18 protein-coding genes are annotated in these 24,556 nt (G+C 45.1%); 9 read left to right on the plus strand and 9 right to left on the minus strand.

All coding sequences use genetic code 11. The features are described 5' to 3' along the window. Positions 1–281 precede the first annotated feature (281 nt). Entirely contained in the window at positions 282–428 is a 147-nt protein-coding gene (locus tag LCH52_16640; protein ID MCA0390118.1) for a hypothetical protein, read from the plus strand. 146 nt (positions 429–574) lie between these two features. Here the strand turns inward: LCH52_16640 and LCH52_16645 are convergent, their stop codons facing one another. Genes LCH52_16645 through LCH52_16655 form a run of 3 tightly spaced genes read right to left on the minus strand, consistent with a single transcriptional unit; the run spans position 575 to position 3,199 of the window. After that, the gene (locus tag LCH52_16645; GenBank protein MCA0390119.1) at positions 575–1,219 is read right to left on the minus strand and encodes an isoprenylcysteine carboxylmethyltransferase family protein; all 645 of its coding nucleotides are present in this window, start codon (positions 1,217–1,219) and stop codon (positions 575–577) included. Next, a complete protein-coding gene (gene rpoN, locus LCH52_16650; protein ID MCA0390120.1) occupies positions 1,216–2,643 on the minus strand; it encodes an RNA polymerase factor sigma-54 in 1,428 nt (475 codons plus the stop codon). The genes LCH52_16645 and rpoN overlap by 4 nt, the downstream gene beginning before the upstream one ends. Before the next feature lies 1 nt (position 2,644). Beyond that, positions 2,645–3,199 carry a DUF3109 family protein gene (locus LCH52_16655; protein MCA0390121.1) on the minus strand — a complete coding sequence of 185 codons (555 nt, stop codon included), beginning with the start codon at positions 3,197–3,199 and terminating at the stop codon, positions 2,645–2,647. Between the two features lie 138 nt (positions 3,200–3,337). Between LCH52_16655 and LCH52_16660 the strand changes: the two genes are divergently transcribed. The 4 genes from LCH52_16660 to LCH52_16675 all read left to right on the plus strand — a co-directional run bounded on the left by LCH52_16660 (position 3,338) and on the right by LCH52_16675 (position 8,561). After that, on the plus strand, positions 3,338–4,111 hold the full coding sequence (locus tag LCH52_16660; GenBank protein MCA0390122.1) for an SDR family NAD(P)-dependent oxidoreductase: 774 nt from the start codon (positions 3,338–3,340) through the stop codon (positions 4,109–4,111). Between the two features lie 96 nt (positions 4,112–4,207). Beyond that, complete coding sequence (locus LCH52_16665; protein ID MCA0390123.1) at positions 4,208–4,426, plus strand: hypothetical protein; 219 nt, start codon at positions 4,208–4,210, stop codon at positions 4,424–4,426. An 11-nt stretch (positions 4,427–4,437) separates the two neighbouring features. Beyond that, on the plus strand, positions 4,438–7,428 hold the full coding sequence (locus LCH52_16670) for a DUF2723 domain-containing protein (GenBank protein ID MCA0390124.1): 2,991 nt from the start codon (positions 4,438–4,440) through the stop codon (positions 7,426–7,428). Positions 7,429–7,493: 65 nt separating this feature from the next. Beyond that, complete coding sequence (locus LCH52_16675; protein MCA0390125.1) at positions 7,494–8,561, plus strand: glycosyltransferase family 9 protein; 1,068 nt, start codon at positions 7,494–7,496, stop codon at positions 8,559–8,561. Here LCH52_16675 and LCH52_16680 read toward each other — a convergent pair. The 3 genes from LCH52_16680 to LCH52_16690 form a co-directional block, all read right to left on the minus strand. Beyond that, positions 8,539–8,922 (minus strand): response regulator, encoded by a 384-nt coding sequence (locus LCH52_16680; protein MCA0390126.1) that lies wholly within the window; start codon positions 8,920–8,922, stop codon positions 8,539–8,541. The two genes, LCH52_16675 and LCH52_16680, sit on opposite strands and share 23 nt — an antisense overlap. Positions 8,923–9,078: 156 nt before the next feature. Further along, positions 9,079–11,172, minus strand: a complete 2,094-nt coding sequence (locus LCH52_16685; GenBank protein ID MCA0390127.1) for a T9SS type A sorting domain-containing protein — start codon at positions 11,170–11,172, stop codon at positions 9,079–9,081. Between the two features lie 12 nt (positions 11,173–11,184). Next, a complete protein-coding gene (locus LCH52_16690; GenBank protein MCA0390128.1) occupies positions 11,185–11,691 on the minus strand; it encodes a hypothetical protein in 507 nt (168 codons plus the stop codon). A gap of 162 nt (positions 11,692–11,853) precedes the next feature. Between LCH52_16690 and LCH52_16695 the strand changes: the two genes are divergently transcribed. Genes LCH52_16695 through LCH52_16705 form a run of 3 tightly spaced genes read left to right on the plus strand, consistent with a single transcriptional unit; the run spans position 11,854 to position 16,954 of the window. Further along, positions 11,854–14,184 carry a TonB-dependent receptor gene (locus LCH52_16695; GenBank protein MCA0390129.1) on the plus strand — a complete coding sequence of 777 codons (2,331 nt, stop codon included), beginning with the start codon at positions 11,854–11,856 and terminating at the stop codon, positions 14,182–14,184. 17 nt (positions 14,185–14,201) lie between these two features. Next, on the plus strand, positions 14,202–15,044 hold the full coding sequence (locus tag LCH52_16700; GenBank protein MCA0390130.1) for a DUF4249 domain-containing protein: 843 nt from the start codon (positions 14,202–14,204) through the stop codon (positions 15,042–15,044). Between the two features lie 11 nt (positions 15,045–15,055). After that, positions 15,056–16,954, plus strand: a complete 1,899-nt coding sequence (locus tag LCH52_16705) for a hypothetical protein (GenBank protein MCA0390131.1) — start codon at positions 15,056–15,058, stop codon at positions 16,952–16,954. Positions 16,955–16,965: 11 nt separating this feature from the next. Here the strand turns inward: LCH52_16705 and LCH52_16710 are convergent, their stop codons facing one another. After that, complete coding sequence (locus LCH52_16710; GenBank protein MCA0390132.1) at positions 16,966–17,613, minus strand: hypothetical protein; 648 nt, start codon at positions 17,611–17,613, stop codon at positions 16,966–16,968. A gap of 279 nt (positions 17,614–17,892) precedes the next feature. On the opposite strand from LCH52_16710, the gene LCH52_16715 reads away from it, so the two are divergent. Continuing rightward, a complete protein-coding gene (locus LCH52_16715) occupies positions 17,893–20,661 on the plus strand; it encodes a T9SS type A sorting domain-containing protein (protein ID MCA0390133.1) in 2,769 nt (922 codons plus the stop codon). 79 nt (positions 20,662–20,740) lie between these two features. On the opposite strand, the gene LCH52_16720 is transcribed toward LCH52_16715, so the two are convergent. Together LCH52_16720 and LCH52_16725 are read right to left on the minus strand one after the other, a co-directional pair. Further along, the gene (locus LCH52_16720) at positions 20,741–22,261 is read right to left on the minus strand and encodes a T9SS type A sorting domain-containing protein (GenBank protein ID MCA0390134.1); all 1,521 of its coding nucleotides are present in this window, start codon (positions 22,259–22,261) and stop codon (positions 20,741–20,743) included. A gap of 86 nt (positions 22,262–22,347) precedes the next feature. Continuing rightward, the gene (locus tag LCH52_16725; protein ID MCA0390135.1) at positions 22,348–24,330 is read right to left on the minus strand and encodes a WG repeat-containing protein; all 1,983 of its coding nucleotides are present in this window, start codon (positions 24,328–24,330) and stop codon (positions 22,348–22,350) included. Positions 24,331–24,556: the final 226 nt, after the last annotated feature.

Consider the following 24,556-nt stretch of genomic DNA (forward strand, 5'->3'; position numbering starts at 1 on the left):
CTTGACACCCTCATGGAGATTCTATGTCCACCCTTTCGGTAACTAAGAGGACAAAGCGAATATATAAACGAAATTTGTGCAGAAAATGAAGAAAACTTGGGTGCTCCTATTGCTTTTTAACATAACAACTATGAGCTATTAACTTTGAGCTATGAGCTGACCTGAATTTTGGAAAAGGAGCGACAATCGTCTCGATTGTCCCACCGACCAACCTCTATTTCACCAAAAAAAAATATTTGATACCTAATCTCTTATACCGAATACCTCCGAAGCGGGGTCAAATGTTCGTAGCAAAAAAATTAATCCCATTTCCACAAAAACTCGTCTGGGCGAGTGGAATGTTCGTAGCAAGCTACCATTATCCAAATTCAATTTCCCTCGAAGAGGGATTTATGTTCGTAGAAAGAAAAACAATATTTGAGTTTTGATTTTAATAAATAGTTGAAAATTTTTGATTTATTAAGTGGGAATGATGATTTCATGTTTTGGTGAAACGGAGGTTTGTCGATAGGACAATCGAGACGATTGTCGCTCCTTTTCCAAAACATAAGTTTCAAACATCATACTTCTGACTTCAAACTTTTTTTATCTGCGTCCCCTTAAAAAGCCTTGGAAAAATTCTGCCGGTGGTTTTTTGGTATTGGATGTATTCTTCTCCGAACTGTGTGACGAGTTTTTTCTCTTCGAAGATTGAGCCGATGAAGAAATATGCGATGAAAAGGATGATCATAATGAAGTAGTCGAGGTGCATCTGGGGGCGGAAAAGAAGGAATATTATCGAAAAGAGATATATGGGGTGTCTGCTGAATTTATAGGGACCCTCAATCCGGAGGGTATATTTTTCGTCGAGGTCTTCGAGTGCCCGGTATTCATTTCTCCTGCGGCGGATTATTTGTGAAAATCCCATGAATTCACTCCCTGAGATTGATTTGAAGGTCCAGGCAAGTCCGAGTACACTTCCAAACTGGATGGAGGCAAAAATCAGATCGAGAGGAGTTGGAAGATCGTAGAGTGTATATCCATTTTTTGGAGAATATGAATAGAAAAAGTAGAGGGTCACGAGAGAGAGAGCATTGTATGAAAGCCGGTACCACGGCATGAAACCCGGAAATGAATGTGCGACTGCCAGCTTTACAGATCTTGATGCGGTTATCGAATGAACGAGTGCAAACAATGAAAACCAAAGGACCGTAACCGCCGTGTCGACGAGGAGTGTCATAGCTTTTTTCTGAAGCGGGCAACCGGTATTTTAAGTGATTCGCGGTATTTGGTTACCGTTCTTCTGGCAACCTGCAGCCCGTCCTGTTTCAGGAGGTCGGCGAGTCTGTCGTCGCTAAGTGGGGCGGTTTTGTCTTCAGCTTCGACGAAGTGTCGTATTCTTTCCCTGATTTCCTTGTTGGAAATTTCCTCTCCTTCATCGTTCATTATTCCTTCGGAGAAGAAGAATTTCAGTTCGTGAATTCCCTGCCGGCTTTGAACGAATTTTCCATTTACGACGCGGCTGATGGTTGAGATATCCATATTAATGTCTGCCGCCACATCCTTGTAACGGAGTGGTTTCATTGCGGCTCTTCTGAAAAAGTCCTGCTGCCGTTCTGCAATTGACTGCATCACCTTGAGCATCGTGTCTCTTCTTTGTTCTATGCAGGCGAGAAACCAGCGTGCTGACTCGAATTTTTCCTTCAGAAATTTGTAAGTCTGTTTTTCCCGTTCACTGGTGTTGCGTTTCGCCTTGTTCTCCGAGAACATTTCGAGATAGGTTTTGCTTAAGGTGACGGTGGGAAGCGACTTGTCGTTCAGCGTAATTCTGAATCCCCCATCCACTTCTTCGAGGATGAAATCGGGGGTAATCTGATTCAGTTCATAATTCTCGATCTTACCAAAACCCGGTTTGGGGTTCAGTCTTGTGATGAGTTGAATTACAGAATTAAATGTATCCTCGCTTAGCTTCATCGCATCGCGGATCTTGTTGTAATGCTTTTTCAGAAACCAGTCATAGTGCTCCTTCAGGAGTATTTCAGCGAGATACGAGTAATAGGGATCATAGGAAAGAGTATGAAGCTGCGCCAAGAGACATTCGCGGAGGTCTCTTGAGGCGATTCCTGCGGGATCGAAAGACTGAATTGTTTTCAGGAGTGATTCAGCGTCTTCGGGGGAGACTTTTACATGCTGAAATGTCTCCAGATCGTTCAGTATTTCATCGAGTCCTCTGCCGAGATAGCCGTCGTTGTCGAGGTTACCGATTATTTCCTCACCGAGAATGGTAAGATCTTCGGAAATGTCGAGCATATAGAGCTGCTGAAGAATGTGTTCCGAGAACGATTCTCTCGCTTTTGCCACGGGACGGAATGTTTCTTCCCTGTTATCCTGATATGAAGGATCATCGAAGTAATCCTCGTCGTTCATGTAATCTTCTACAGTAAACTCGTTATCTTCCTCGAAACTTTCATCCTCTCCGATGTTGTCATCGTCATTTTCGACTTGCTTGAGGTCGAGTTCCTCTTCGAGCAGGGGGTTAAGTTCGAGCTCTTCCTTAATTCGTTGTTCGAGGGCAAGGTTGTTCAATTGCAGCAATTTCTGATATTGAATTTGCTGCGGGGTGAGCCTTTGGGTTTGAGTCAGTTTTTGTTGAATCGATAACATATCAGTCTGTAAGTCTTTCTAATGCATTATACCATTTCTGTCCATATTTTCTGGTGAGCGGTTCTTCAAGAAACGATACCATCCGGACTTTTTCACTGTTCCCTTTTTCGACAGCGGGCTGACAGTCGCCGAACCTTTCATATCGAAGAATATCACCACCAAACGAGGAAATTCTGATCGGAAAGAGGTGGCAGGAGATTGGCTTTTTGAATTCTGTTTTTCCTTCATAAAAAACTTTTTCAAGGGAGCACTTTGCGATGTCGCCGTCGTAATAAACAAATACACACGCTTTTCGGTTGTAGCTTTTTGTGTAATACTCATCGTCGATGTCGTCGAAGAAGCCGTCGGTTTCGATCACCTTCCTGTGTTCTTCGGGGATGATATCGATAATGAGAGGGAGATTCTGTCTTAACAGATCGAGTTCAGAATGAAGAAGTGGTGCGCCGTAATCTCCTTCAAAAGTGCAGCATCCGCCTTTGCATTTAGCGAGGTCACAGGCAAAATGTGCCGTGGCAATTTCTGTATTTATTAAAACATTGTCGATCTGATAAAACATTCAATAAAACTTTCTGAAAATTTTACCAAAAATATAACAAATTTCGTACCAAACAAAAAAGTTTATTAATTTCGGTGGAAAAGAATTTTTCTCTTTCGAGTAATTTACCCTTCGATTAATAATTTTTTTGAAAAAACGATGAATTTTGAAAATTTTTACAAAAACAAAACGATAATACTTACCGGAGCTTCCACCGGGATAGGGAAGGAAATTGCAACAAAACTGCTCGGGATCGACTGCCGTCTTGTGCTGGTTGCGCGAAGGAAGGAGCTCGTTGAGGAATATGCAGCAGGATTTTCGGGGAGGGAGAATCTGATTATTTCTTCCTGCGATGTTTCGAACAGGGAGCAGGTGACCTCGCTGCTGAAGGAAGTGGAGGCAAGGTTTGGTCTTCCCGACATTGTATTGCTGAATGCCGGGGTAAGTCTCGGGGAGAAATATACGATTCTCAGTGAGGAAGCCACCCGGGCAATGATGGAGATCAATTTTTTCGGTGTGGTCAACTTTGTCCATCCCCTCCTCGCACCATTTCTGGAGAGGGGAAACGGTTCGTTCGTGATAGTCTCCTCCCTTGCCGATGGAAGAGGATACCCCCAAAGCGCCGCCTATTCCGCTTCGAAAGCGGCGGCAACAATTTTTGCGGAGAGCCTTGCCATAAAAACCGAACCTCTCGGGTTAAAGGTGATTACGGCGAAACCCGGATTCGTAAAAACACCAATGACCGACAAAAACAGGTTTCCAATGCCGTTTATGATATCTGCGGAAGAGGCTGCCCTTATAATTCTAAAGGGAGTTGCCAAAGGGAAGAGAATGATAAAATTCCCCCGGGCAACCGCATTTCTGACCTCCCTCTCCAATATTGCACCCTACAAAATATTCGCAAAAGCGGTCAGAATGAAGGAACAGGAATAAATTTTGCGCATCGTTAACATTTTGAAAATAGTTATATTTAAAGCTTAAACAATTTTTTAAAGGCACATGTCACTATTTCGTGAACAAAAGAACCTGATGGAACAAATCCGCAAGCTGAAGGCAAAGTTGTTGCCCAAAGAACTTGAGGAATTAAAAATGTTCGAGAAGAGACACAAAGACGAAGAGGAGTTCGATACCCTCTCGATGAAACGGCTCAGGGAACTTGTTGCGAAATATGAAGTCAAAAGGGACAGAAGTGCGTTTAACAACCTGTTCAAACCACGACAGGAAGACAACAAAGAAGTGAACGATTAATAGAGGAATGAATGGATTTTAAGTTAATTAACCGCATAACGGCGGCGATAGTTTTTTTAATTTCGTTTTTAGTGCTGCTTTCAACGGTACAACCGTCAGTCTCCTTTTGGGACTGTGGTGAGTTTATAGCGGCCTCTTATTCTCTGCAGGTGCCCCACCCGCCGGGAGCCCCCTTATTCCTTCTGATAGGAAGAGTTTTCTCCATGATCCCTTTTGCCGAGAATGTCGGATTCAGGGTAAACATGGTTTCCGTACTCTCGAGTGCGCTTTCAATTCTTTTTCTCTACCTCATAATTGTAAAAGTGGTTGAAAATTACAGAGCAAAAATTGCAAAAAACCTTTTTGAGACACTTTCGACTGTAATAGCTGCTGCCATTGGTGCACTTTCTTTCTCATTCAGCGATACTTTCTGGTTCAACGGAGTTGAAGCGGAGGTTTATGCCGCAAGTACAGTCACCTACGCTGCAATCATGTATCTCATCATGTTGTGGAACGAAAAATCGGAAGAGCCGGGGAATGAGAAATATCTGCTTCTCATCTGTTATATAATCGGTCTTTCAACAGGTATTCATCTCATGAGCGTGCTGGCGATGATACCTGTCGTAATGATAGTGCTCTTCAAAAAGTATATGAAGGACGAAGAGGAATACAACACTTCGGTAAAATATTTCCTTATTCATGCCGCCGTGATTCTCGTTGTTGCAGCCGGATTATGGTTGAACCAAACCTCGACTACACCTCCTACTCCCGATCAGTATAAATCATTCGACGGCACTTTCAAAATCCTGATTTTCCTCATATCAGTTGGTATCATGGCGGGTTTCTACAAGAAACTGCTCACAAGAAATTCCATCTATTTTTCATTCATCGTTGGCGGTATAGCACTTGGCTTGACTTATCCCGGTGTGGTAAAGATTCTCCCGTCGATCATGTCGTCAATTGGCGGACAGTCTCTAGCCGGTGAACTCCTCTTTGTAGCGGCTTTCCTCGGAATTTTTGGAGGCATCGTCTATTATGCGCACAAGAACAACAAAGCCACACTTCACCTCGTTGGACTTGCAGCCATATTTGTGTTCCTCGGGTTTACCACCTACACACAGGTTATTATCAGATCGAACGCAACACCACCGATGAACGAGAATGAACCTGATACATTCCCTGAACTGGTGAAGTATCTCAACCGTGAACAATACGGTGATTTCCCGACATTCAAAAGAAGATTTTCGAACGAACCGCATCAGACGGGCGTTTTTACTAACTACTCATCCGACCTTCACTTCCTCTACTCCTACCAGATGAATCACATGATGACCCGCTACCTCCTTTGGAATTATGCCGGAAGAGAGTCATGGGATCAGGATGCAGGAAGCAACATTGCTCCGTTTAACGGCGTCGGTGAAATAATCGGCAAACCCTTCAGTGTGGATTTTAAGGGGGATATAAAAGACTCGCTCTTTGGCATTCCTTTTATACTCGGACTTGTCGGGGTTTTCCTCCACTTCCGGCGTGACAAGAAAATGGCGATGGTCTATCTGGTTCTGTTTATTTTCATGGGCTATCTCACAGCCTATTACCAGAATCAGCAGCAACCTCAACCAAGGGAAAGGGACTACTTCTATGTAGGTGCCTTCCTCGTCTTTTCGTTGTGGATAGGTATCGGGGTGAAGGAACTTGCTACACTGGTTTATAACAAACTGAAAGAAAACAGTCTTGGCATGGTTCTGGGTTACACCGTTCTTGTGCTTGGCATTTTCTTTGTACCCGTGAGAATGTATTCGGCAAATCTTTACACACATGACAGATCGAACAACTGGATTCCATGGGATTATGCCTACAACCTCCTGCAAAGTTGTGCACCAAACTCGATCCTTTTTACAAATGGTGACAACGACACATTCCCTCTCTGGTATCTGCAGGATGTGGAGGGAGTTAGACGCGATATTAGAATTGTGAACCTCTCTCTCGCTAATACAGAATGGTACATCAAGCAACTGAAAAACCAGGAACCTTACGGCACCCCAAAAGTTACAATGAAATTCTCTGATGAAGAGATTGAAAGACTGAGGCCGACACTCTACGAGGCTCCGCAGTATACACTCGAGGTTCCAAAGGATGTCTTTGCCAAATTAAGTACCGGTCTGGTGGACTCCACTTCGTATCAGCCCAAACTTGTCTGGAATCCCGACCTCCCCAAAACCGGCGAGGGGCAGCAGACACAGACTTATGCCCGTGTTCAGGATTTTGTCGTAATGCAGATTATCCAAAACAACAACTGGGACAGACCCGTTTACTACTCGACAACCTGCAGCGACGATACCAAAATCGGCCTTCAGAAATTCCTCTATCTTGAAGGAATGGCTTTCAGACTGATGCCTTTCGAAATCCCGAGAGGAAAAGACGGCGTTAACGAAAAAGTCCTCTGGAAGCAGATCATGGAAGAGCCTAATGACTACAGTCCGAACTACAAACCGGGCTTCAAGTTCAGAGGCATTGCCGACAATTCAGTTTTCCTCGATGAAAACCACAAGAGAATGACACTGAACTACAGAAATGCTTTCCTCCGTCTTTCCAATTATTATATGATTGAAAAGAAGGATAATGCAACTGCCCTCAAAGTGCTGAACATGATGGAAGCAAAGATGCCGCTCGCAAGAACAGGTCTCGACTACCGTTACCGTGCTGATCTTGCCAATCTTTACAGAAGGCTCGGCGACATGACCACCTACACAAAAATGATGGAGGCTCTTGAACCCGAAGCACTCGCTGTGCTAAACAACAATCCTCAGATTCTTACGATGGATGTTTCCACAGTTACAATTCTTTTGGACTACTACGAGACAACCAGACAGGCAGATAAAGCCCTTAAACTCGTTGATCTGCTCGACAGGTATTATCCAAATAATCCTGATGTAAAAGCACAAAGAGACAAATTTAACGCCATCCTCACCGGAAAAGCTCCGGCGACGGATACTGTAAAAAAAGACTCCACAGTTAAAAAATAAGTTTCCTGAGGGAAGAATGGAAGGTTTCACTCCTTTCATTCTTCCCCCGGATTAATATACACTTCATGCAAATATTAATTCTCGCTCTCTCCGGCATCGGTGATGCCCTCATGTTTACCCCTGCTGCGAAACTGCTTCGCGAAAAATTTCCCAACGCAAAAATTGACGCTCTTGTAATGTTCACCGGTGTAAAAAACATCTATGACAGGACAGGGCTTTTTGACGAGGTGATTCATTTCGACTTTATGGCAGAGGGAGCAGTAAGGTCCCTCAAGTTTGTTCTCGGGAAAAGAGGTAAATATACTCACTCGATAAGCGTTTATCCTTCAAACAGAAAAGAATATAACGGTATCCAGTGGCTTTTCGGTGCGAAAAAGAGGGGGCAGGTCGAGTACTTAAGAGCAGACACTTCAAACCTTGGGTGGCTTAATAATGTCCGCATAAAGGAAGACGACTCCCTTCACAATGTGGAGGAGAATGTCAAACTCGTAAAAGAGATGTTTTCACTCTCCGAGGCGCCATTATATCCGCTCGTTTTTCCATTAAACGATGAAGACATGGCATTCGCCGACGGTTTTTGCAACAAATCCCTGAAGGAGGGAGTAACAAAAATCGGTTTTCATCCGGGATGTGCCACTCTGAAGAATCACATCAACAGAAGATGGGAGCCCGAAAAATTTGCTGCTCTTGGAAAAATGTTAAAAGAGAGACACGGATTTGAGCTGATCCTTTTTGGCGGTCCCGAGGAGAAGGAATTGAGGGAAAATATAAAAAAACTTGCCGGGGAGGGTGTTTTTCATGAGCCGCAGTCTAAAAACCTCAGTCAGTCGGCAGCCCTCATAAAGAAATGTGACCTTTTTATCACCAACGACTCAAGCCTGATGCATGTCTCATCTGCAATGGGTGTGAAGGTTATGGCTCTGATTGGTCCCACAAATGTCAATTACATCCATCCATGGAAGACTGAACACAAAATCGTGAGCCTCAACCTTGAGTGTGCACCATGCTTTTTCTATTCGCCGAAGCCTTTGGAATGCAGAAGAGAAGACCTGAAATACAAGTGTATCAGGGAGTTGAGTGTGGATATGGTCTACAAAGAGGCGATGGAGTTTATCCGTTTCCCGGCTGTGTAGTACCTAAAACCTCTTCAACGAGGGAAATAAACTCTTTTTTTGTGAAGGGTTTTGAAATGTAGTGAGTACATCCTATTTTCATGAAGGTTTCCCTGTCCCCTGCCATGGCATAAGCTGTAACTGCAATTATCGGTGTGTCTGAATAACCGTCAATCTGTCTGATCCGTTTCGTAGCCTCTATTCCATTCATCCCCAAACCGAGATTAATATCCATCAGAATGAGGTTGAATTTATCATTCCTGCACAATTCAACAGAGGTCGGTCCGTCCGCTGCAGTAGTAACAGTACCGATCTTTTTAAGGAAATGTGCCATCACATCTCTGTTTTCCTTGTTGTCTTCAACTAATAGAATATTTGGCATACCGCAAAACTTGAAAATGAATCAAATAAAAAAAGATTTACTCAAACTCAAATTAATAAAAAAATTCGTATTAAAGAAAAGAATGTTTGAGGGAGAGATTCGGTACTTCAGAACCCCGGAACTACTGAGGTACTGAGGTTCTGAAATTCTAAAGTTCTATTTAATCAATACCATCTTCCGGCTGATGTGGAAGCCATTCCCCGAGAGGCGGTAGAAATAGACGCCCGAGGCATAATTTGCTCCGTCGAAGAAGACGAAATGGCTTCCCGGCTGGAGCATACCGTCCAGTGGCACTTCTATCTCCTTTCCGAGAAGATCGAAGATTGAGAGTCTGTATTGTCCCGCAGCGGGTACATCAAAAGTAATCGCTGTGGAGGGATTAAACGGATTCGGGTAATTCTGATGCAGAACCGGACTTTTGGGAGTCAGATTCTCTTCCCTGATGCCTGTCGGAGTTCCTGTTCCCCCACCATTTACGGTTTTCATGAGAAGTCCGTAGGTGCCGACAAGCCAGCCGTTGTTTTTATCGAAAAAGAATGATTTTTTAAATGTGTTGGTCACACCGGTATGGACTTTCGTCCAGTTGTAGCCGCCGTCCCCTGTTTTATAGAGGCTGCCATACGATCCGACAGTATAACCGTTCAGGGTGTCGTAAAAATAGACTGAATTCAGCCATGTCACGGGGAGTGTATCGATAATGCTCCAGGATGATCCCGAATTGGATGATCTGAGGACAATTCCATATTTTCCGACGATCCAGCCTTTACCACCGGGTGGGAAATAAATGTCACGGAGATCGAACCGCGAGTCGATTGACTGATCAATCACACCACCACCGCCGGGAGCGGAAGTGAGTCTGATAATGGCTCCCTGATCACCGACGAGAGATGCAGATCTGGCAGAGAGGGTTATGATACCTCTGTAAGTTTTGAGAGGTGCACCACCTCTTCCCCAAACAGCTCCCGTAGGGGCGTTTTGGGAGACAAGGTAGGCTCCGTTTTGTCCCGTAGCCTTGTTGGAAAGTTTGGTCCCTTCAATGGCATAGATGTCGTCAGAAGTGATGTGGGCGAGGTCGTGTTTTTGCCACGACTGGCCGGCATCCAGAGTCTGCAGGATTGTGCCGTCGTCACCGACAATCCAGCCTCTGATTGTATCGAGGAAAAAGAGGTCGTTCAGATTGGTTTTATACTGAGTAAACTGCCTTACCCATGTATCGCCGCCGTCCTCGGTTCTAAGAATCAGTCCGCTGTCACCAACTGCTGTACCGATCATTGGATCGAGAAATTCAATGGAATTTATTGTGTTTTCGGAACCTTCCGACTGAAATTCCCAGTTTGAACCTGCATCGGTTGTGTGCATTATCAATCCGTTGTTCCCGAAGATCCAGCCTGAATTTCCGGCAAAAGCGGAAAAATTGAAACTGAATTTTGAACTGTCGCTTGTTTTTCTCCAGGAAGTACCGTTGTCAGTGCTTTCGAAGATCAAACCGGGTGAACCCGTGGCAATCAGCTTGTTTTGGGGAAGGAAGGAAAATGACTTTATCCATCCAAAGAGTCCGGAATTTGACTCTACCCATGTTATCCCGCCGTCAGTCGTTTTAAGAGTCAGGCCGCTTCTTCCGAGTGCAAGTCCGTTCAGGTCGGATGAAAAAGCGATGCTTGATATAGTCTGATTGGTGTTCTCTCTTGTTTTGGTCCAACTGTTGCCACCATCGAGGGTTCGGAAAATCGTGCCCGACTCGCCGGCAATGAATCCCTTTCCGTTTTCGAAAAAGAAGATTCCCGCAGCGGATACTGTGTCAAACGATTTTTTTGTCCATGTGGAACCGTTATCCTGAGAGAAAAAGAGCAATCCTTTGTTGCCGGCTGCCCATACCTTCCCCGATGGAAGGAACTGAACTGCTTTTACATCGCGGACAGAATCAACGGTAATCTTTGTGAAGCTGTTTCCGCCATCCGTGGTCTTCATTATCAAACCCTGTCCGCAGCCGAGTATTCCGGTCAATCTGTCTTTAAAAGAGAGGGAGAGGATATCGTTGTCGGTTCCTGTGTTTATCAGTTTCCACGAGGCTCCGCCATCTGTTGTGGTAAGAAATGCACCTGTGTTTCCTGCTGCGATGCAGTTTTGTGCATCGAAAGCCTGACCCGCATTGAGGTTTTTCCCGACGGGAAGGGGATTCTGCCAAATCCAGTTTGTCTGACCAAAGAGAAATGAAGCTGATAAAAAGCAAAATAAAAGAAGTTTATTCATCAGTTTCTCCACTTAAAACTTTATTCTGAAACCGGATTGCAGAGCGATGTATGCACGGGATACATACTTTGTTCTGATTCTGTTGTAGCGGGCATTTACATCGAGATCGAGGCCCGGGGCGATGTAGATTCTGAACCCCGCTTCGGGTGCAATACCGGGGGTGATTTCCCTGGTTATTTCCACCGGTTTTCCGAGAAGACCGTAGTCAACCTCCAAAAAATACTCGGTAAAATAGGCGCCGCCTTCCACTCCAATGTAGGGAGTAATTTCATTTCCCTCACCAAAAAGATAACGAACACCCGCAGTAAGAGGTACCGACTTGAAGTTGAAGCTGTAGCCGGGGAGGTCTTCTTTCAGTCCACAGTAGTAATATCCTGTAGTCAGAGTAAACTCGAAACCAGGGAGAAAAGCGGGCAGATTGAAGCTGATGTTCCCGCCAAAACCGGCATCAACATGGTTCTCCAGTTGTCCAGAGGGGATTGCAGCGGAGCCCTGAAGTCTGATTCCGGGCTGTGCCATGCAATTTATCGAGAAATAAATGAAAAGAAAGAAGAATACTTTGTTCAAATTTTTCAAAACTGTTTATTTTTACTGAGTATATTTATTATTATTTGAGAGTCCGTTGCCACAAAAGCAAAGAAAATTTAAATACTGTATCAAATTTAAGATAATCTCCACTAAATGCGAATAATTTTCACGCTTTTTGCTGTACTTCTTATGGCGACCGCAGTTTTTCCACAAGGGAGGAGTTACACTCTTTCCGGAGTCATAGCCGAGGCAGGCAGCGGGGAAGTGCTGATTGGTGCCTATGTCGCCCTTTACAAAGATTCCCTGAAAACGGGAAACCCCCTTAGATCTGTTGCCTCAAACAAATTCGGCTTCTATTCCCTTCCCTCCATACCTGAGGGGAAGTACTACATTTTTTCAGGTTCACTCGGTTTTGAACCCTGGAAGGCAACACTTGATATTACCGGCGCAAACCAGAATATCCGTCTCGATATAAACCTCAACAAATCTTCAATTCTCTTGAGCGAAGTGAAGGTGTTTGCGGAAAAATATGAGGATTTTGCGAACACTTCGGGTACTGTTGAACTCGACCCCGAACTGATTCAGACACTTCCTTCTTTCGGAGGAGAAACCGACATCTTCAGGGCACTGCAACTTCTTCCGGGTGTCTCCAATTCCAATGAGCTTTCGGCAGGTATATATGTAAGAGGAAGTTCCGCCGACCAGACTCTCACCCTTATTGATGGTGTTCAGGTATATAACCCCTCTCACCTCGGCGGATTTGCGAGCACATTCAATTCTGATGCAATTCAGAATATTAAACTGATAAAGGGGGCTTTCCCTGCACAATACGGGGGCAGACTCTCGAGCGTTCTCGATGTAACCACGAGGGAGGGTTCTTCCGAAAAGTTTCTGGGCACTTTCAACTTCTCAAATATAAGCAGCCGTTTCACCGTGGAAGGTCCTTTGAACGAGAAGGCGACCTACATCCTATCTGCAAGAGTGATGTACCTCGACAAGCTTCTTTCACTTGTTCCGCAGGCTGACAAGTTTCCGAGATACGGTTTTTACGATGCAAACGGAAAGATTCACTACAAACTTTCTGAAACCGATAAACTATTTGTTACGGGGTTCTTCAGCAGCGACCGGCTTACGGAACCACCATCGAGCAAGGATATCGGGTTTGATATCGGTTGGAAAAACTCGACCCTCAACCTTACCTGGACAAAGATATACACATCGCAAATCTTTACCAGCACCTCCATGGTTTATACCTACTACGATTTCAAAACCGCGATGAAGGATAAAAACCCCACAAAGAAGGATGCCCTCGACTTTTTTACCTCCTCTTTTGTGAACGATTTTCAACTGAAAACCGACATTCAGGTTTTCCTCAACCAAAGCAACATACTTCAGATGGGTGCCGAGGTTACATATCACAATTTTGAAGTGCTGACCAGTGACTTCTATACCAACGAACTGAAGTATGCCGTAAATCTCGGAAGAAGCTACAAAGCCCTCGAAGTTGCTCTTTTTGCACAGGATGAGATCACCATACTTGACGAGCTCAAGGCAAATGTCGGGATGCGTTTCTACTATTTTAACGAAGGAAAACTTTACGGATGGGAGCCGCGGCTTTCACTCACCTGGTATTTGTATGACAGGCTGATTCTTCGCGGTGCCTTCTCGATGGCAAACCAGCCGATTCACCTCCTCGCAAGGAATGATGTGTATCTGCCAACCGATGTCTGGTTCCCCTCGACACCTGTTGTAAAACCTGCCAAGTCGATGCAGGGGGCAGTCGGTTTCGAAGCCACGAGTGCCGACAAAACTTTCCTTTTTACCCTTGAAGGATACTATAAAGATCTTGCAAATCTCTACGAATACAGAGAGGATGCCAACTTTGCCTACACTTCCAACTACGAAAAACAGCTTACCGCAGGAAGAGGTGAAGCCTGGGGACTGGAAATGTTCTTCAACAAAAGAATCGGCACCATAACCGGGTGGTTCGGATATACCCTCTCCTGGACAAAAAGATATTTTGACGATCTCAACCGTAGCGAACCCTTTTACCCGCAGTTTGACAGACGACACGATATTTCGATTGTTCTAAGCTGGCAGCCATCTGAGGTTCTTACTTTTGCAGCTACCTGGAACTACTCGACCGGGAAGGCTTTCCCCCTCCCGATTATGCAATATTCCTTCCTGAATATGAGCAATCCAAAAGATAATCCGCAGGAGATATTTTATGAGTATTCAGCAAGGGACGCTTTCAGACTCCCTGCTTTCCACAAACTCGACCTTAGTGCAAACTGGCTGATTATGTGGAATAACACAAAAATCGAACTGTCTCTGAATATCTACAATGTTTACAACAGATTCAATGCGTTCTCCAAATATGTCGGGTATAAAACAGATGAAGCAACCGGAATAAAAACACCTGTGCTGAAGCAGTTTACCCTCTATCCGTTTTTGCCGTCAATCGGGATAAAAGTACACTTTTAAATTATGAGTTATGAGTTATGAGTTATGAATTTTTTGGTACCCGGATTTGGTTGTTGGGGCTCATCTTTACATCTTTTCTACTAACGGGTTGCGAACAGGTGGTGGGAGAAGAGGAGTTCCCTTATGAAATGAAACTCGTGATAAGAGGATTGCTGGAAGACGGGCAGGACATAAAAGATATTTACATTGGAAGAACGCTCCCTGTGGCAGTACCGTTCAGAGGTGATTTTGCGAACCTGACTAATGCCGTTGTCTCCATTAAGGTCGATACTCTTCGCTATATCCTCAGGCATACCCGCGACGGGTTGTACTCTGCGCCCAATGGGGTGAAGGCAAGGGCTGGGAAAACCTATGAATTGCTGGTTTCCTGGGAAAACCTTTCGGCAGGTGCGGTCACAAAAATACCTGAAGCGGGAACCATCGGTGGTGTTTTCCTTCTCAATTCCGTGAACGACACAGGTAAATCAATTAAGGTGATGAGTGCCGATATTACACCGAGGGGTGACGAGGCTTACGCTGTTACATGGCTGGCTTTTACTCAAACAGGACAGATTTACACCGAGGACAATAAATACAATGTGGTTGCGAAGATGCTTCCCAATGTAAATACAACAACTATTCAGGCACAATCGGCAGAAATAACACCCTCTTATCTCGCCCGTCCTCAGGACCTCGGAGTCGGTATTTATGTTTATGACGGCTCCTTTTACGATTATTATAAAACCAAAGGTTCAAGCAAACTCTCAGATGCTGTATTTGGGCAGCCGTCCACTTCCGTGAGATGGAATATCCTCGGTGACGGAATCGGTATGTTTGTGGGCAGATCGAAAACCACCAAGCAAATCAGTTCGTTGCAATAGATCTGTTGAAGATGAATAGCTTCAAACTCCTTTCCCTTCTGATTCTTTTTATTTCCTCATATTGCAGTGTATCATACGGCTGGATATTCCCTGAGCACCGTGAGATTACACGAGCGGGGGTCGAGAGGCTTTCCGCCGTACAGAGAAAACTTTTTGAGGACCTCTGGATAATTGCAAGAACGGGCTCAGAAACCAGGCTCTCATCATCCCTGATTTATGATGCAGCTATTTACCCGGGAACCCTGGTCGATTTCGCAGCATTTCCCGCCATCAGCGGAGATCATTCCGTCTCGGCGAGGGACATGCTTAACATTGTTTTGCACACTTCATGGATAAACGGCGTCATCGAGATTGCAAATGAACTGAAATCGGAAATAGCCAGTGCCCGGTCAAGGGAAGACCTCCTGAATGCTTTACGGAATTCAGACCTAATGCTTCAGAGAGCCGATCCCGAATATGCTGCAAGGGCGGGGCACAACGATGTTCATTTTCTTCGTTCTCTGCAAAGCATGACGCAGTCTTTAAGCGAGTATATGGCTTTCTGCATAAAACCGGGTGCCGACCTGAATGCACTTGGTGTATACATATACTACCATAGTCTCGCACTTTACAAAGCTTCTTTTTACTCTTCCGCCGGACTGAGCCCCGATCAAAGAACAAAGCTTGTGATCTCTGCCCTGGCAGATGAAGCATTCGCACTTCATTTCCTCGAAGATTTTACCGCAGCGGGTCATGCAGCCGGTGTATGGGGCGCCCCCTCCCAGAAAAAAGGATCGCATGATTACTACAACGAGCACGGGATACAGACAACCACTTGGGCGGGTGAACCGATTATTGTGGTCGGTGATGCCTGGATGAGGGATGAAGATGTTGCGAGAACCGCAGAATTCGTGAAACTGAGTCTCGAACAGATGCTCAACTCTTTTTCAGACGGGCTGACCTTTAGCGCGGCTCCTGTGGAAAACCAGGACATCTTCGCACCCGGCGATTTCGACATTTCAAAAGTCAATTTCATGCCCGAATTCACCATCGATTCCACTGTTACTGCCATGCTGATGCCTCTTCTTTCAGGGACAACAGTTCCTGCACTTAGCCGGGGACTGGGTGAACTGCCTCGATTCAGGGCGGAACTCGGATTTTTTGCAGGGCTGGCAGCATCTCTCTCGGGGACTGCGATTTCCCGCGGTTTTGGAAAGGATCAGGATTTCCCCGGTGCAATCTCGGGTGTCGACGCTGTTATTAAGCTTGGAGTAGGGCTCGATGATGTGCTGAGTGAATCGAGTGATGGTCTTGCATTTCTCGGAATCGGAATCAAGAGGGAAAGCGGAGCTTCATCCGGGATTGTTAATCTCCCCGAAACCAAGGCTTACGGAAACCTACTCTCATCCATACCGGCAAGAACATCCTGGAACTTCAAGCTGAGGTGTCCATTCTTTCTTATTCCCGGTGATCTCATCCTTTCCACGCCAATTCTTTCCTTTATTGCTCCGCAGACACTGGAAAAGATGGCTGCTTTTGCGGCAAATGGTGGATTTATACCATGGCAGGCAGGAATTTCAACTTCTGTCGGAAGATTTCAGTTTATCCTCGGAAGGGAAATCAGCGTTCAGCTTTTTGGTCTTAATGACCGGGATGTCTTCTATCAACGGGTTACCACCCCTTCCAATGAAAGTGGTTTTGCTCTCTTTTCGTACAAATCAACGAGAATAGAACTCCCCATACTCGAATACCGGCCCTTCAGATCATTTGCTGCCGATCAGAGTTCGAAGTTGTTTATCCAGTTCTACGGAGGAGTGGATATCCCTTACGATCTTGAACTGGTAGAAAAGGTCGATATTATTCAACCCGAGCTCGAAAATATCTGGTATTTCGGCTTCAGACTGGCATTCGACTGGAGATACTACTTTTAGTAACTTTCCTGTTAAAACTCGTATCTGACAAAAATACCAGAATTTTCTGTGGTTTTTATCTCCCCTTTACCCTTTTGGGTAAGGTCAAGAGCAAGACCGGTCTGGAATCCATTCCACATCAGACCCAGACGGAGACACTGGAATAGTGAAGGTTCGCCACCTGCCCATGCAGGGAAAGCACTGTTTGTCTCAATCTGCGTAAACAGCCTTGTGTTTCCCGAGATCAACGGTGTGTATCTTGCAAACAGGTACAAGTCGACATCAGGATCTTTAAGTGTCTCACAAATCAGCCAGCCGAAAAACAAAAAATCGCTCGTCCCTTTCACATACTGCATCCCGAGTTTCGGGTACATTCCGTCATTCGTAATCAGCGAGACCGCAACAGGTCCGAAACCGCCAAGTGAAGGGGGACTGTAGCTTACCGCCTGCATCGCAACAAAGAAGGGTTTGTTGTCATCGGGAGTCATTTTATAGTCGAGGGTAACCTTTCCACGATTGAACAGAACCCAGTCACTGTTTTTCCCATCCGAATCTCTGAAAGGTTTGAAAAAAAGAACATCCAGGGTTGCTTTTTTATCTCCGAAGAAGAGTTCTGCAGGAATCTGTGAATAAAGTGAAGGCAGAAAAAACATAAACGCTATTAGAATCGATTTTTTCATACGGCTATTGATCCGGATTTGTAAAAAAATGAATGAACAAACTTTCCAAATTTTCGGGCGAATATACACTAATATTTTAAAGTGACAAAAATTTACCCTGACTATTGACTTTCTCTAAAATTATGTTTAAGTTACGGGCATGAAAACGGTTCCCTCCCGTTTTTAGCAAAACCTTACCGAAATAACCTGCCTGAGGCAAGCCGCCCGATGCGAGTTTGTACCTCCTTCTCAAATAAACATACTTTTTTGAAAGCAAAAAGATTTAAAAATGGAGTCTCCATGACACGACAATTGATCAGGATTTCCATCCTTGTGATCTTTGCTGTCGGCAGTTCCTTTTCTCAGAATTCAGCCGGTGAAGGACTCGGCGTAGTTTTGAATTCTGACGGTTCAATAAAAAGCGGGCAGAATGGCTCGTTTAGCGTTTCAGGATACACAATGAAACTTGATGAAACCGGCAAACCGCATTTTACAAATAACTCCCCGATCGAGTCTCCCTCTTCAGCTATAGAGTGGAGCAATTTCAGCAGTGGAACCGGTGTGGAGGGAAGCCAGACATCAATACTGATAAACGCAATTCTGGTAGTAGGAAGCAATATCTATGTTGGTGGTCAGTTTGAGGCAATAGGAAGTCTTGTCTGTAAAAATGTTGCGATGTGGAACGGTTCGAGCTGGAGCAGACTGGGCACCGGGACGAACTCCCTCATTAGAGCACTCGCCCATGATGGTACATATTTGTACTGCGGGGGTGGATTTACCACTGCCGGGGGGATGTCAGCAAGCAGAATTGCCAAATGGGACGGAACTTCCTGGTCGGCAATGGGTTCCGGACTTAACAGTTATGTTAATTGCCTGACAATATTCAATTCCTCACTCTACGCAGGCGGGGAATTTACGGGTTCGGGTGCCACACCGTTAAACAAGATTGCAAGGTGGAGTGGATCGGCATGGGAAGGTGTTGATAACGGAGTAAATGCTGTCGTTACAGCCATGACCTTCTCTGCAACAGATCTTTATGTTGCAGGCTCTTTTTCACAAGTAAATTCAATCCCCGCAGTCAGGATCGCAAAATGGAACCCCACTTCAGGGTGGAGTGCCATGGGAGACGGTTTTAACAACACGCCGACTTCACTCGTCTATTTGAGCGGCATACTCTATGCGGGTGGAACTTTTAGTATGTCAGGCTCTACCACGGTGAATTATGTTGCACAATGGAACGGCAGTGCATGGACTTCCTTAAGTTCAGGCGCCTCGGGTTGGGTTTATTCACTTGCCACTGACGGTACCGATCTGTATGCTGGAGGGCAGTTCGCAAGTGTGGGCGGCGTAGCTGCAAACAATATTGCAAAATGGAACGGGACTTCATGGTCAGCGCTTGGAACCGGACTGGCAAACCATGTACATGCCATTGCATTTACACCCTCTCAACTTATGGCAGGAGGAGATTTCACTTACAACCTCGCAACCTGGAATGGTACAATCTTCCAGTTTACAAACCACCACTTCGATGCCAGCAACTCCTCTGTAGTGGTTACATCCCTCTGTATTGTCGGATCTGACACATATGTGGGAGGTGTTTTTACTTCGATCGATGGTGTAGTTGCAAGCAATATCGCAAAATGGAACGGGACTTCATGGTCAGCGCTTGGGTCGGGGGCAAACTCCAGCGTTCAGGCGATTGCCACTGATGGAGTGAACCTGTATGTATGCGGTGGATTTACGGTAATTGGTGGAATAACAACCCAGGCAGTGGCAAAATGGAACGGCTCGCTTTGGAGCAGTCTTGGAGGGGGGATTCAGGGCACCGGGTACGACCTTATCTGGGTAGATGGCTCGTTATATGTCGGCGGTTCTTTCAATACTGCCGGTGGAGTTGGTAATCCTGCAAAAATGATAGCCAGGTGGGACGGCACTTCCTGGTCGGCTCTTGGAAATGGTCTAAACAGCACCATATATGCTCTGGCAGCATCCGGAAGTGACATTTATGCCGGCGGAGAATTTACTCTGTCGGGCACAACTTCAGCGAACTACATTGCCCGGTGGGACGGCGCTTCGTGGTCTCCCCTCGGTAGCGGTATGAATAATTCGGTCAGTGATATAAAGATCTCGGGTTCCAATTTGTACGCAGGTGGTACATTTACTGCTGCCGGTGGTATTGGTGCGAATCACATTGCAAGATGGAATGGTTCCTCCTGGAATTCACTGGGCTTGGGAGTGGATAACTCCGTATTCAGCATTTGTCTAATCAACAATTATGTATATGTGGCAGGCAACTTCTTTACTGCCGGGGGGCTCTCCTCAGTCTCGGTTGCCAAATGGGATGGAACCGGCTGGACCTCTTTAGGTACCGGGCTGGACGATGCAGCTTATGTTATTATTCCATCATGGAATTCTCAAGGCTTTCTTGTTGCAGGTGTTTTTATCACTTATGACGGCGCTGCAACTGCCAAGCGCATCGCTAAATTCACCGACTCTGATAACCCGCTTCCAGTGGAGCTCGTCTCTTTCTCCGGGAGATTTCACGATGAAGATATCCATCTCAACTGGCAAACAGCCACTGAGATCGACAACAACGGTTTCGAAGTGGAAAGAAAAACTGTTGAATCTGACTGGTCAAAGATCATCTTCATCGAAGGATACGGTACCAGCAACTCACCAAAATACTACTCGTTCGAGGATCATTCCATCGCACCGGGAGAAAAATATCTCTACCGCCTTAAACAAATTGACGGTGACGGATCATTTATTCACTCAAACACCATCGAAATTTCCTCCGAAAACATATCTGATTTTACACTCGAGCAGAATTACCCAAATCCTTTCAACCCGGAGACAGTCATCCGTTTTGCGTTACCTGTCGAGGGAAATGTAAAACTGGAAGTGTCTGACACGAAGGGAGAAAAGGTTATGGTTCTAATGGATGAATTCCGTGAGACGGGTGTCCATTCGGTAAAATTCGATGCAGCAGAACTCTCCTCGGGAGTGTACCTCTACACCCTCAGTTCCGGCGGGCGGAAACTGACAAAGAAGATGTTACTGATCAGATAATCCGAAAATTTTTCACAAATCAGGGGGAAGAAGAGATATCCGCTGCCTCTTCAACCCCGCGATTTGTATTCGTGCAATTCTATTTCACAAGCAACAGTTTGATTGTTTTTGAAAATCCGGCTGCATCCATCCGCAGGAAATAAGCTCCTGATGGAAGATTTTCACCATCAAACACCATCTCATGGTTTCCTGCAGGCATTTCAGTATTCAGGATTTCCTTCACCTTATTTCCGAGAGAATTGTAAACCGTCATCGTAACATTTCCGGCGACAGGAAGTTCATATCGAAGAACGGTCAGAGGATTAAATGGATTCGGGAAGTTTTGATACAGTTTGAAAGTCTCAGGAGCCGGCGAAGGATCATTGATATCAGTGAAAGACTGATAAACGGCTGAGTATGTGTAACCGTAGTAACCACCATCACCCACGCTTCCATTATATGACATCTCAAGAAACATGTCACTTTCAACCCAGGCATTGGCTTGCCATTTGAAACCTGCACCCGTCAGACCGTTCCCGTGGTCATCATATGTGTAGTCTGACTTCTCCTGATCGTACCATACATTTCCGTCAGATCCCTGAAGAAGAAATGAGACGACACTTCCCCATTGCGTTCTTCCCCAGGTGATTTTTGAACTGTTTTCCCAGGCGTTGTTGCTCCAGAGTTGCATTACCTGAACAGTCTGATATCCGGCAGCATTATATGTGTTGCTGTAAAGAGCATCACTTAGCCAGACAGAGCCGTCATAACTCTCCTGTAGCTCGGTGATGATGCAACCTGAACCGTTGCAGGTGTACTGGCTTCGGTGATCGGGTATCCACATGGAGTTTTCATAGTGCTCCACCTGGAGCATCATCGGATGACCACTGGCTGAGTAGGAGTAAAGACTTCGGTGAAGTGGTGCCCATTGGTTGTTTATCCAGTTCTCCATCAGCATGGTCAGGGGCTTCCCGTAGGAATTGTAGGTGTAGGTGAACCTCATCTGATATTCCCATGCGTTGTTCAACCAGTTGTAGTAAGTCATTATCAGAGGATTACCGGAGGTGCTCCAAACCGTTGTCATTTTGTTTTGATTGACCCAGGCAGAATTAATCCAGGTTTGTGATGTCAACTCAGTAAGATGGTTTTGGCTGTCGTAGATGTATGTATCATAATAGTGATTTAACCAGGCGTTGTTTAGCCATTGTTGTTGGAAAGAGGTAAGCCTGTAGCCTGCAGAATTGTTTGTAAATGTGTATTGTGTATGATTTACCCAGGCATTGTTCTGATATGTTTGATATAACTCACCTGTAGGGTGACCCGCGCTGTTGTAGATAAAAAAATATTTTTCATTTGTCCCGCTCTTCAGATTTACTGTGACTTCCAGGGGCAGATAGATGATAAATGAAGTCGATTTTTCGGGAACCCGCTCTCCCCTGAAGGAATGGCGGTATACCTGATCAGAGATTAACTTCGCAATATCTGTGAATTGGCTTTGCTCTGTGTGGAGTCTGAAGTGGTTCACCTGTCCGCTAATGACAGGGATTGACGGAAGCTGTTGTGAGACAATATTAAAGGCGGAAAACACAACAGCCAAAAAAACTAATCTTAGCTGTTTCATGGTGTGCTCCTTCTGCCCAAAAAATTTCCGGGCAACGGAAATATAACAAATATTTTCTATTTGTCAAGTACCCGGTGAAGCAACCATTATTTTCCGAACTGAATTGGCACAGTCGAATACACAACCATCCCGTCACGGGTCATGAATGCACACTTGTCTTCATTGTTGTCAAAGAAAACGAACATCAAATAGGTATTGTTGCCTGAGTTTCTCTTGAGATTGTAAACACGCTGTCCATTGAATTTTCCGCTGCTCTCCACGGTAAAATGGTAGTAACGGGTTGAAATGCTGTTTTGTGTAACTGTAATTGAAACAGGATCGTCAAGTTCCTGTGATTGCTGGCCCTTCACCGGAATGGAATAGGGTGAATCGATTACATGGGAGTATTCCAGATTGTAACTGCCTGAAAGTGTGTTGCCGTTGAACTCCGGCCTTTCTGCCCAGGGATCAGAGTAATAGTTATCCTCACTTAAAACTTTTCCCTGCAGATCGATGGTGTATTTCTTCTTACCGATTTTTACTATCGCCTCTCCGGAGTTGAAGGTATTCGCTTCGTCGAACTTAAATGGAATCTTTGTCGCACCGGTTTTATCGATATAACCCCATTTGCCGTTCTGCTTAACAGGGCAGAGGCCGTGTGAAAACGAATACACTCCAACCTCATCATAAATGAATGGTACGGTTTCTTTATAGGTTTCCAGACTGTAGAAGCCCCATTTCCCGTCTTTCATTACCGGGAGCATCTCTTCCCCCTTTATCCCGACCTTGTCATACACAAAATCGGAGTACAAGTCCCCTGTGTAGGCATCTTTAAGTGCGATCTTTCCGTTTGGTCCCTTGTAATTTTCAAGGTACACATCCCTGACGATATATTCTTTCCCGTCAGTATCTATAAAAAATTTCATGGTGTTTACCTGGACGAATCCAAATCCCTCCGGAATCGTGAACTGCCAGGGGAGATCAGGAAACCTGTGATAAACCCTTTTGCCAAGTGCCTTCTGCTTGTCATTGTAGAGGAAATATTTGTTCCCATCTTTCATAAATGTGCCAACCGAGGTGGTCCAGGAAAAGTCGTACTTTGCCGGAATGATTTCCTTCCCATCCGGTCCGTATATGCCGTATTTGTTGTTCTTCTGTACGATTACAAAATCACCTTTCGACTCGTTAATACTTGTCCAGCCGGCTTTTATCACTTCCTTCCCTTTGATATCTATCACCCCTTCACCACCGCCTTTGCCGTCGTTGTGCACAAAAAAGTCTTTCTGCAGCCAGCGGATGATCCTGTATTTTGTTTTAAGAAGAACCTTCCCTTCCCTCGATTTTACAGTGGAACCCTCCTTCGTCTCTTCAATCAGATACTTTGTTTGATACGGAAACCGTATCGGATTTACATATTTCTTTGCAGGCGTTACCTCCTTCCCTTTGATATCGATCAGGCAGTAAGTCCCGTCCTGTTTTTGCACCCAGGCACAGCCATCGATAAAACTGCGTGCGTTCATGTAAACCGGTTTTATCGCAATCTCACCCTTGTTATTCACGAATCCGAATTGCCCGTTAATGCTGAACCATGACATCCCCTCCCTGAACCCCTCCACATAGTCGAAGGGACCGGCAATCTCTTTTCCGGTGCCATCAATCAGGTAATATCTGATATCCCTGTATCCGATTCCGACTCCGTTCTGGAACTTTCCAAGAGTCTGATATTCCTTTTCGCAGACTCTCTCCCCTTTTTTGTTGATGTAAAAACGACCTGTATTCGCCAATTTTACCATCGCTCGCCCTTCACTAAAGTCACCGGCGACCTCATACGAGTTATTGAGGACAGGTTTACCCGTCAAGTCGATATATTTGTATGTACCAAACTGTTTTACCACAGCAAGCCCTTCCTGAAAAAACCAGGCTTCATCGAATTTATCTTTAATAACCCTCTCACCCTCTTTGTCCCGATAAATCCATTTATTCTCTTTTTGCACAAAAGTGGGGATGGGCCCGTCGTATGGTTTTTGGGCGTTAGCGGGGATGAACAGCAATACTGTCAGAAACAGCAATAGAAATTTTAGTGAGGACATGGTACTCCGGCAGCTTATATTTATTTAATTGAGATTCGGCAGTAAATATATTAAATAATGAGATTTTTAACAACAATATTGATTTTATGCTGTGGCAAATGTAATAACACAATAGAAATGACACTGCTAAAAACTCTTTAGAAGTGTCACCAAATATATGAATTAATGTTTTAGTTCAAGCAAAGAATTAGGGTAACTGAAGGAGGGCGTAGCCCGACTGAAGTTA

This window comes from Bacteroidota bacterium (assembly GCA_020161395.1).
Taxonomy (GTDB): domain Bacteria; phylum Bacteroidota; class Ignavibacteria; order Ignavibacteriales; family Ignavibacteriaceae; genus UTCHB3.

What these genes read in the sequence shown, in the direction of transcription:
- LCH52_16640 (MCA0390118.1), top strand. Translation starts at nt 282, where the DNA reads ATGTTCGTAGCAAAAAAATTAATCCCATTTCCACAAAAACTCGTCTGG.
- LCH52_16645 (MCA0390119.1), bottom strand. Translation starts at nt 1,219, where the DNA reads ATGACACTCCTCGTCGACACGGCGGTTACGGTCCTTTGGTTTTCATTG.
- rpoN (MCA0390120.1), bottom strand. Translation starts at nt 2,643, where the DNA reads ATGTTATCGATTCAACAAAAACTGACTCAAACCCAAAGGCTCACCCCG.
- LCH52_16655 (MCA0390121.1), bottom strand. Translation starts at nt 3,199, where the DNA reads ATGTTTTATCAGATCGACAATGTTTTAATAAATACAGAAATTGCCACG.
- LCH52_16660 (MCA0390122.1), top strand. Translation starts at nt 3,338, where the DNA reads ATGAATTTTGAAAATTTTTACAAAAACAAAACGATAATACTTACCGGA.
- LCH52_16665 (MCA0390123.1), top strand. Translation starts at nt 4,208, where the DNA reads ATGGAACAAATCCGCAAGCTGAAGGCAAAGTTGTTGCCCAAAGAACTT.
- LCH52_16670 (MCA0390124.1), top strand. Translation starts at nt 4,438, where the DNA reads ATGGATTTTAAGTTAATTAACCGCATAACGGCGGCGATAGTTTTTTTA.
- LCH52_16675 (MCA0390125.1), top strand. Translation starts at nt 7,494, where the DNA reads ATGCAAATATTAATTCTCGCTCTCTCCGGCATCGGTGATGCCCTCATG.
- LCH52_16680 (MCA0390126.1), bottom strand. Translation starts at nt 8,922, where the DNA reads ATGCCAAATATTCTATTAGTTGAAGACAACAAGGAAAACAGAGATGTG.
- LCH52_16685 (MCA0390127.1), bottom strand. Translation starts at nt 11,172, where the DNA reads ATGAATAAACTTCTTTTATTTTGCTTTTTATCAGCTTCATTTCTCTTT.
- LCH52_16690 (MCA0390128.1), bottom strand. Translation starts at nt 11,691, where the DNA reads ATGGCACAGCCCGGAATCAGACTTCAGGGCTCCGCTGCAATCCCCTCT.
- LCH52_16695 (MCA0390129.1), top strand. Translation starts at nt 11,854, where the DNA reads ATGCGAATAATTTTCACGCTTTTTGCTGTACTTCTTATGGCGACCGCA.
- LCH52_16700 (MCA0390130.1), top strand. Translation starts at nt 14,202, where the DNA reads ATGAGTTATGAATTTTTTGGTACCCGGATTTGGTTGTTGGGGCTCATC.
- LCH52_16705 (MCA0390131.1), top strand. Translation starts at nt 15,056, where the DNA reads ATGAATAGCTTCAAACTCCTTTCCCTTCTGATTCTTTTTATTTCCTCA.
- LCH52_16710 (MCA0390132.1), bottom strand. Translation starts at nt 17,613, where the DNA reads ATGAAAAAATCGATTCTAATAGCGTTTATGTTTTTTCTGCCTTCACTT.
- LCH52_16715 (MCA0390133.1), top strand. Translation starts at nt 17,893, where the DNA reads ATGACACGACAATTGATCAGGATTTCCATCCTTGTGATCTTTGCTGTC.
- LCH52_16720 (MCA0390134.1), bottom strand. Translation starts at nt 22,261, where the DNA reads ATGAAACAGCTAAGATTAGTTTTTTTGGCTGTTGTGTTTTCCGCCTTT.
- LCH52_16725 (MCA0390135.1), bottom strand. Translation starts at nt 24,330, where the DNA reads ATGTCCTCACTAAAATTTCTATTGCTGTTTCTGACAGTATTGCTGTTC.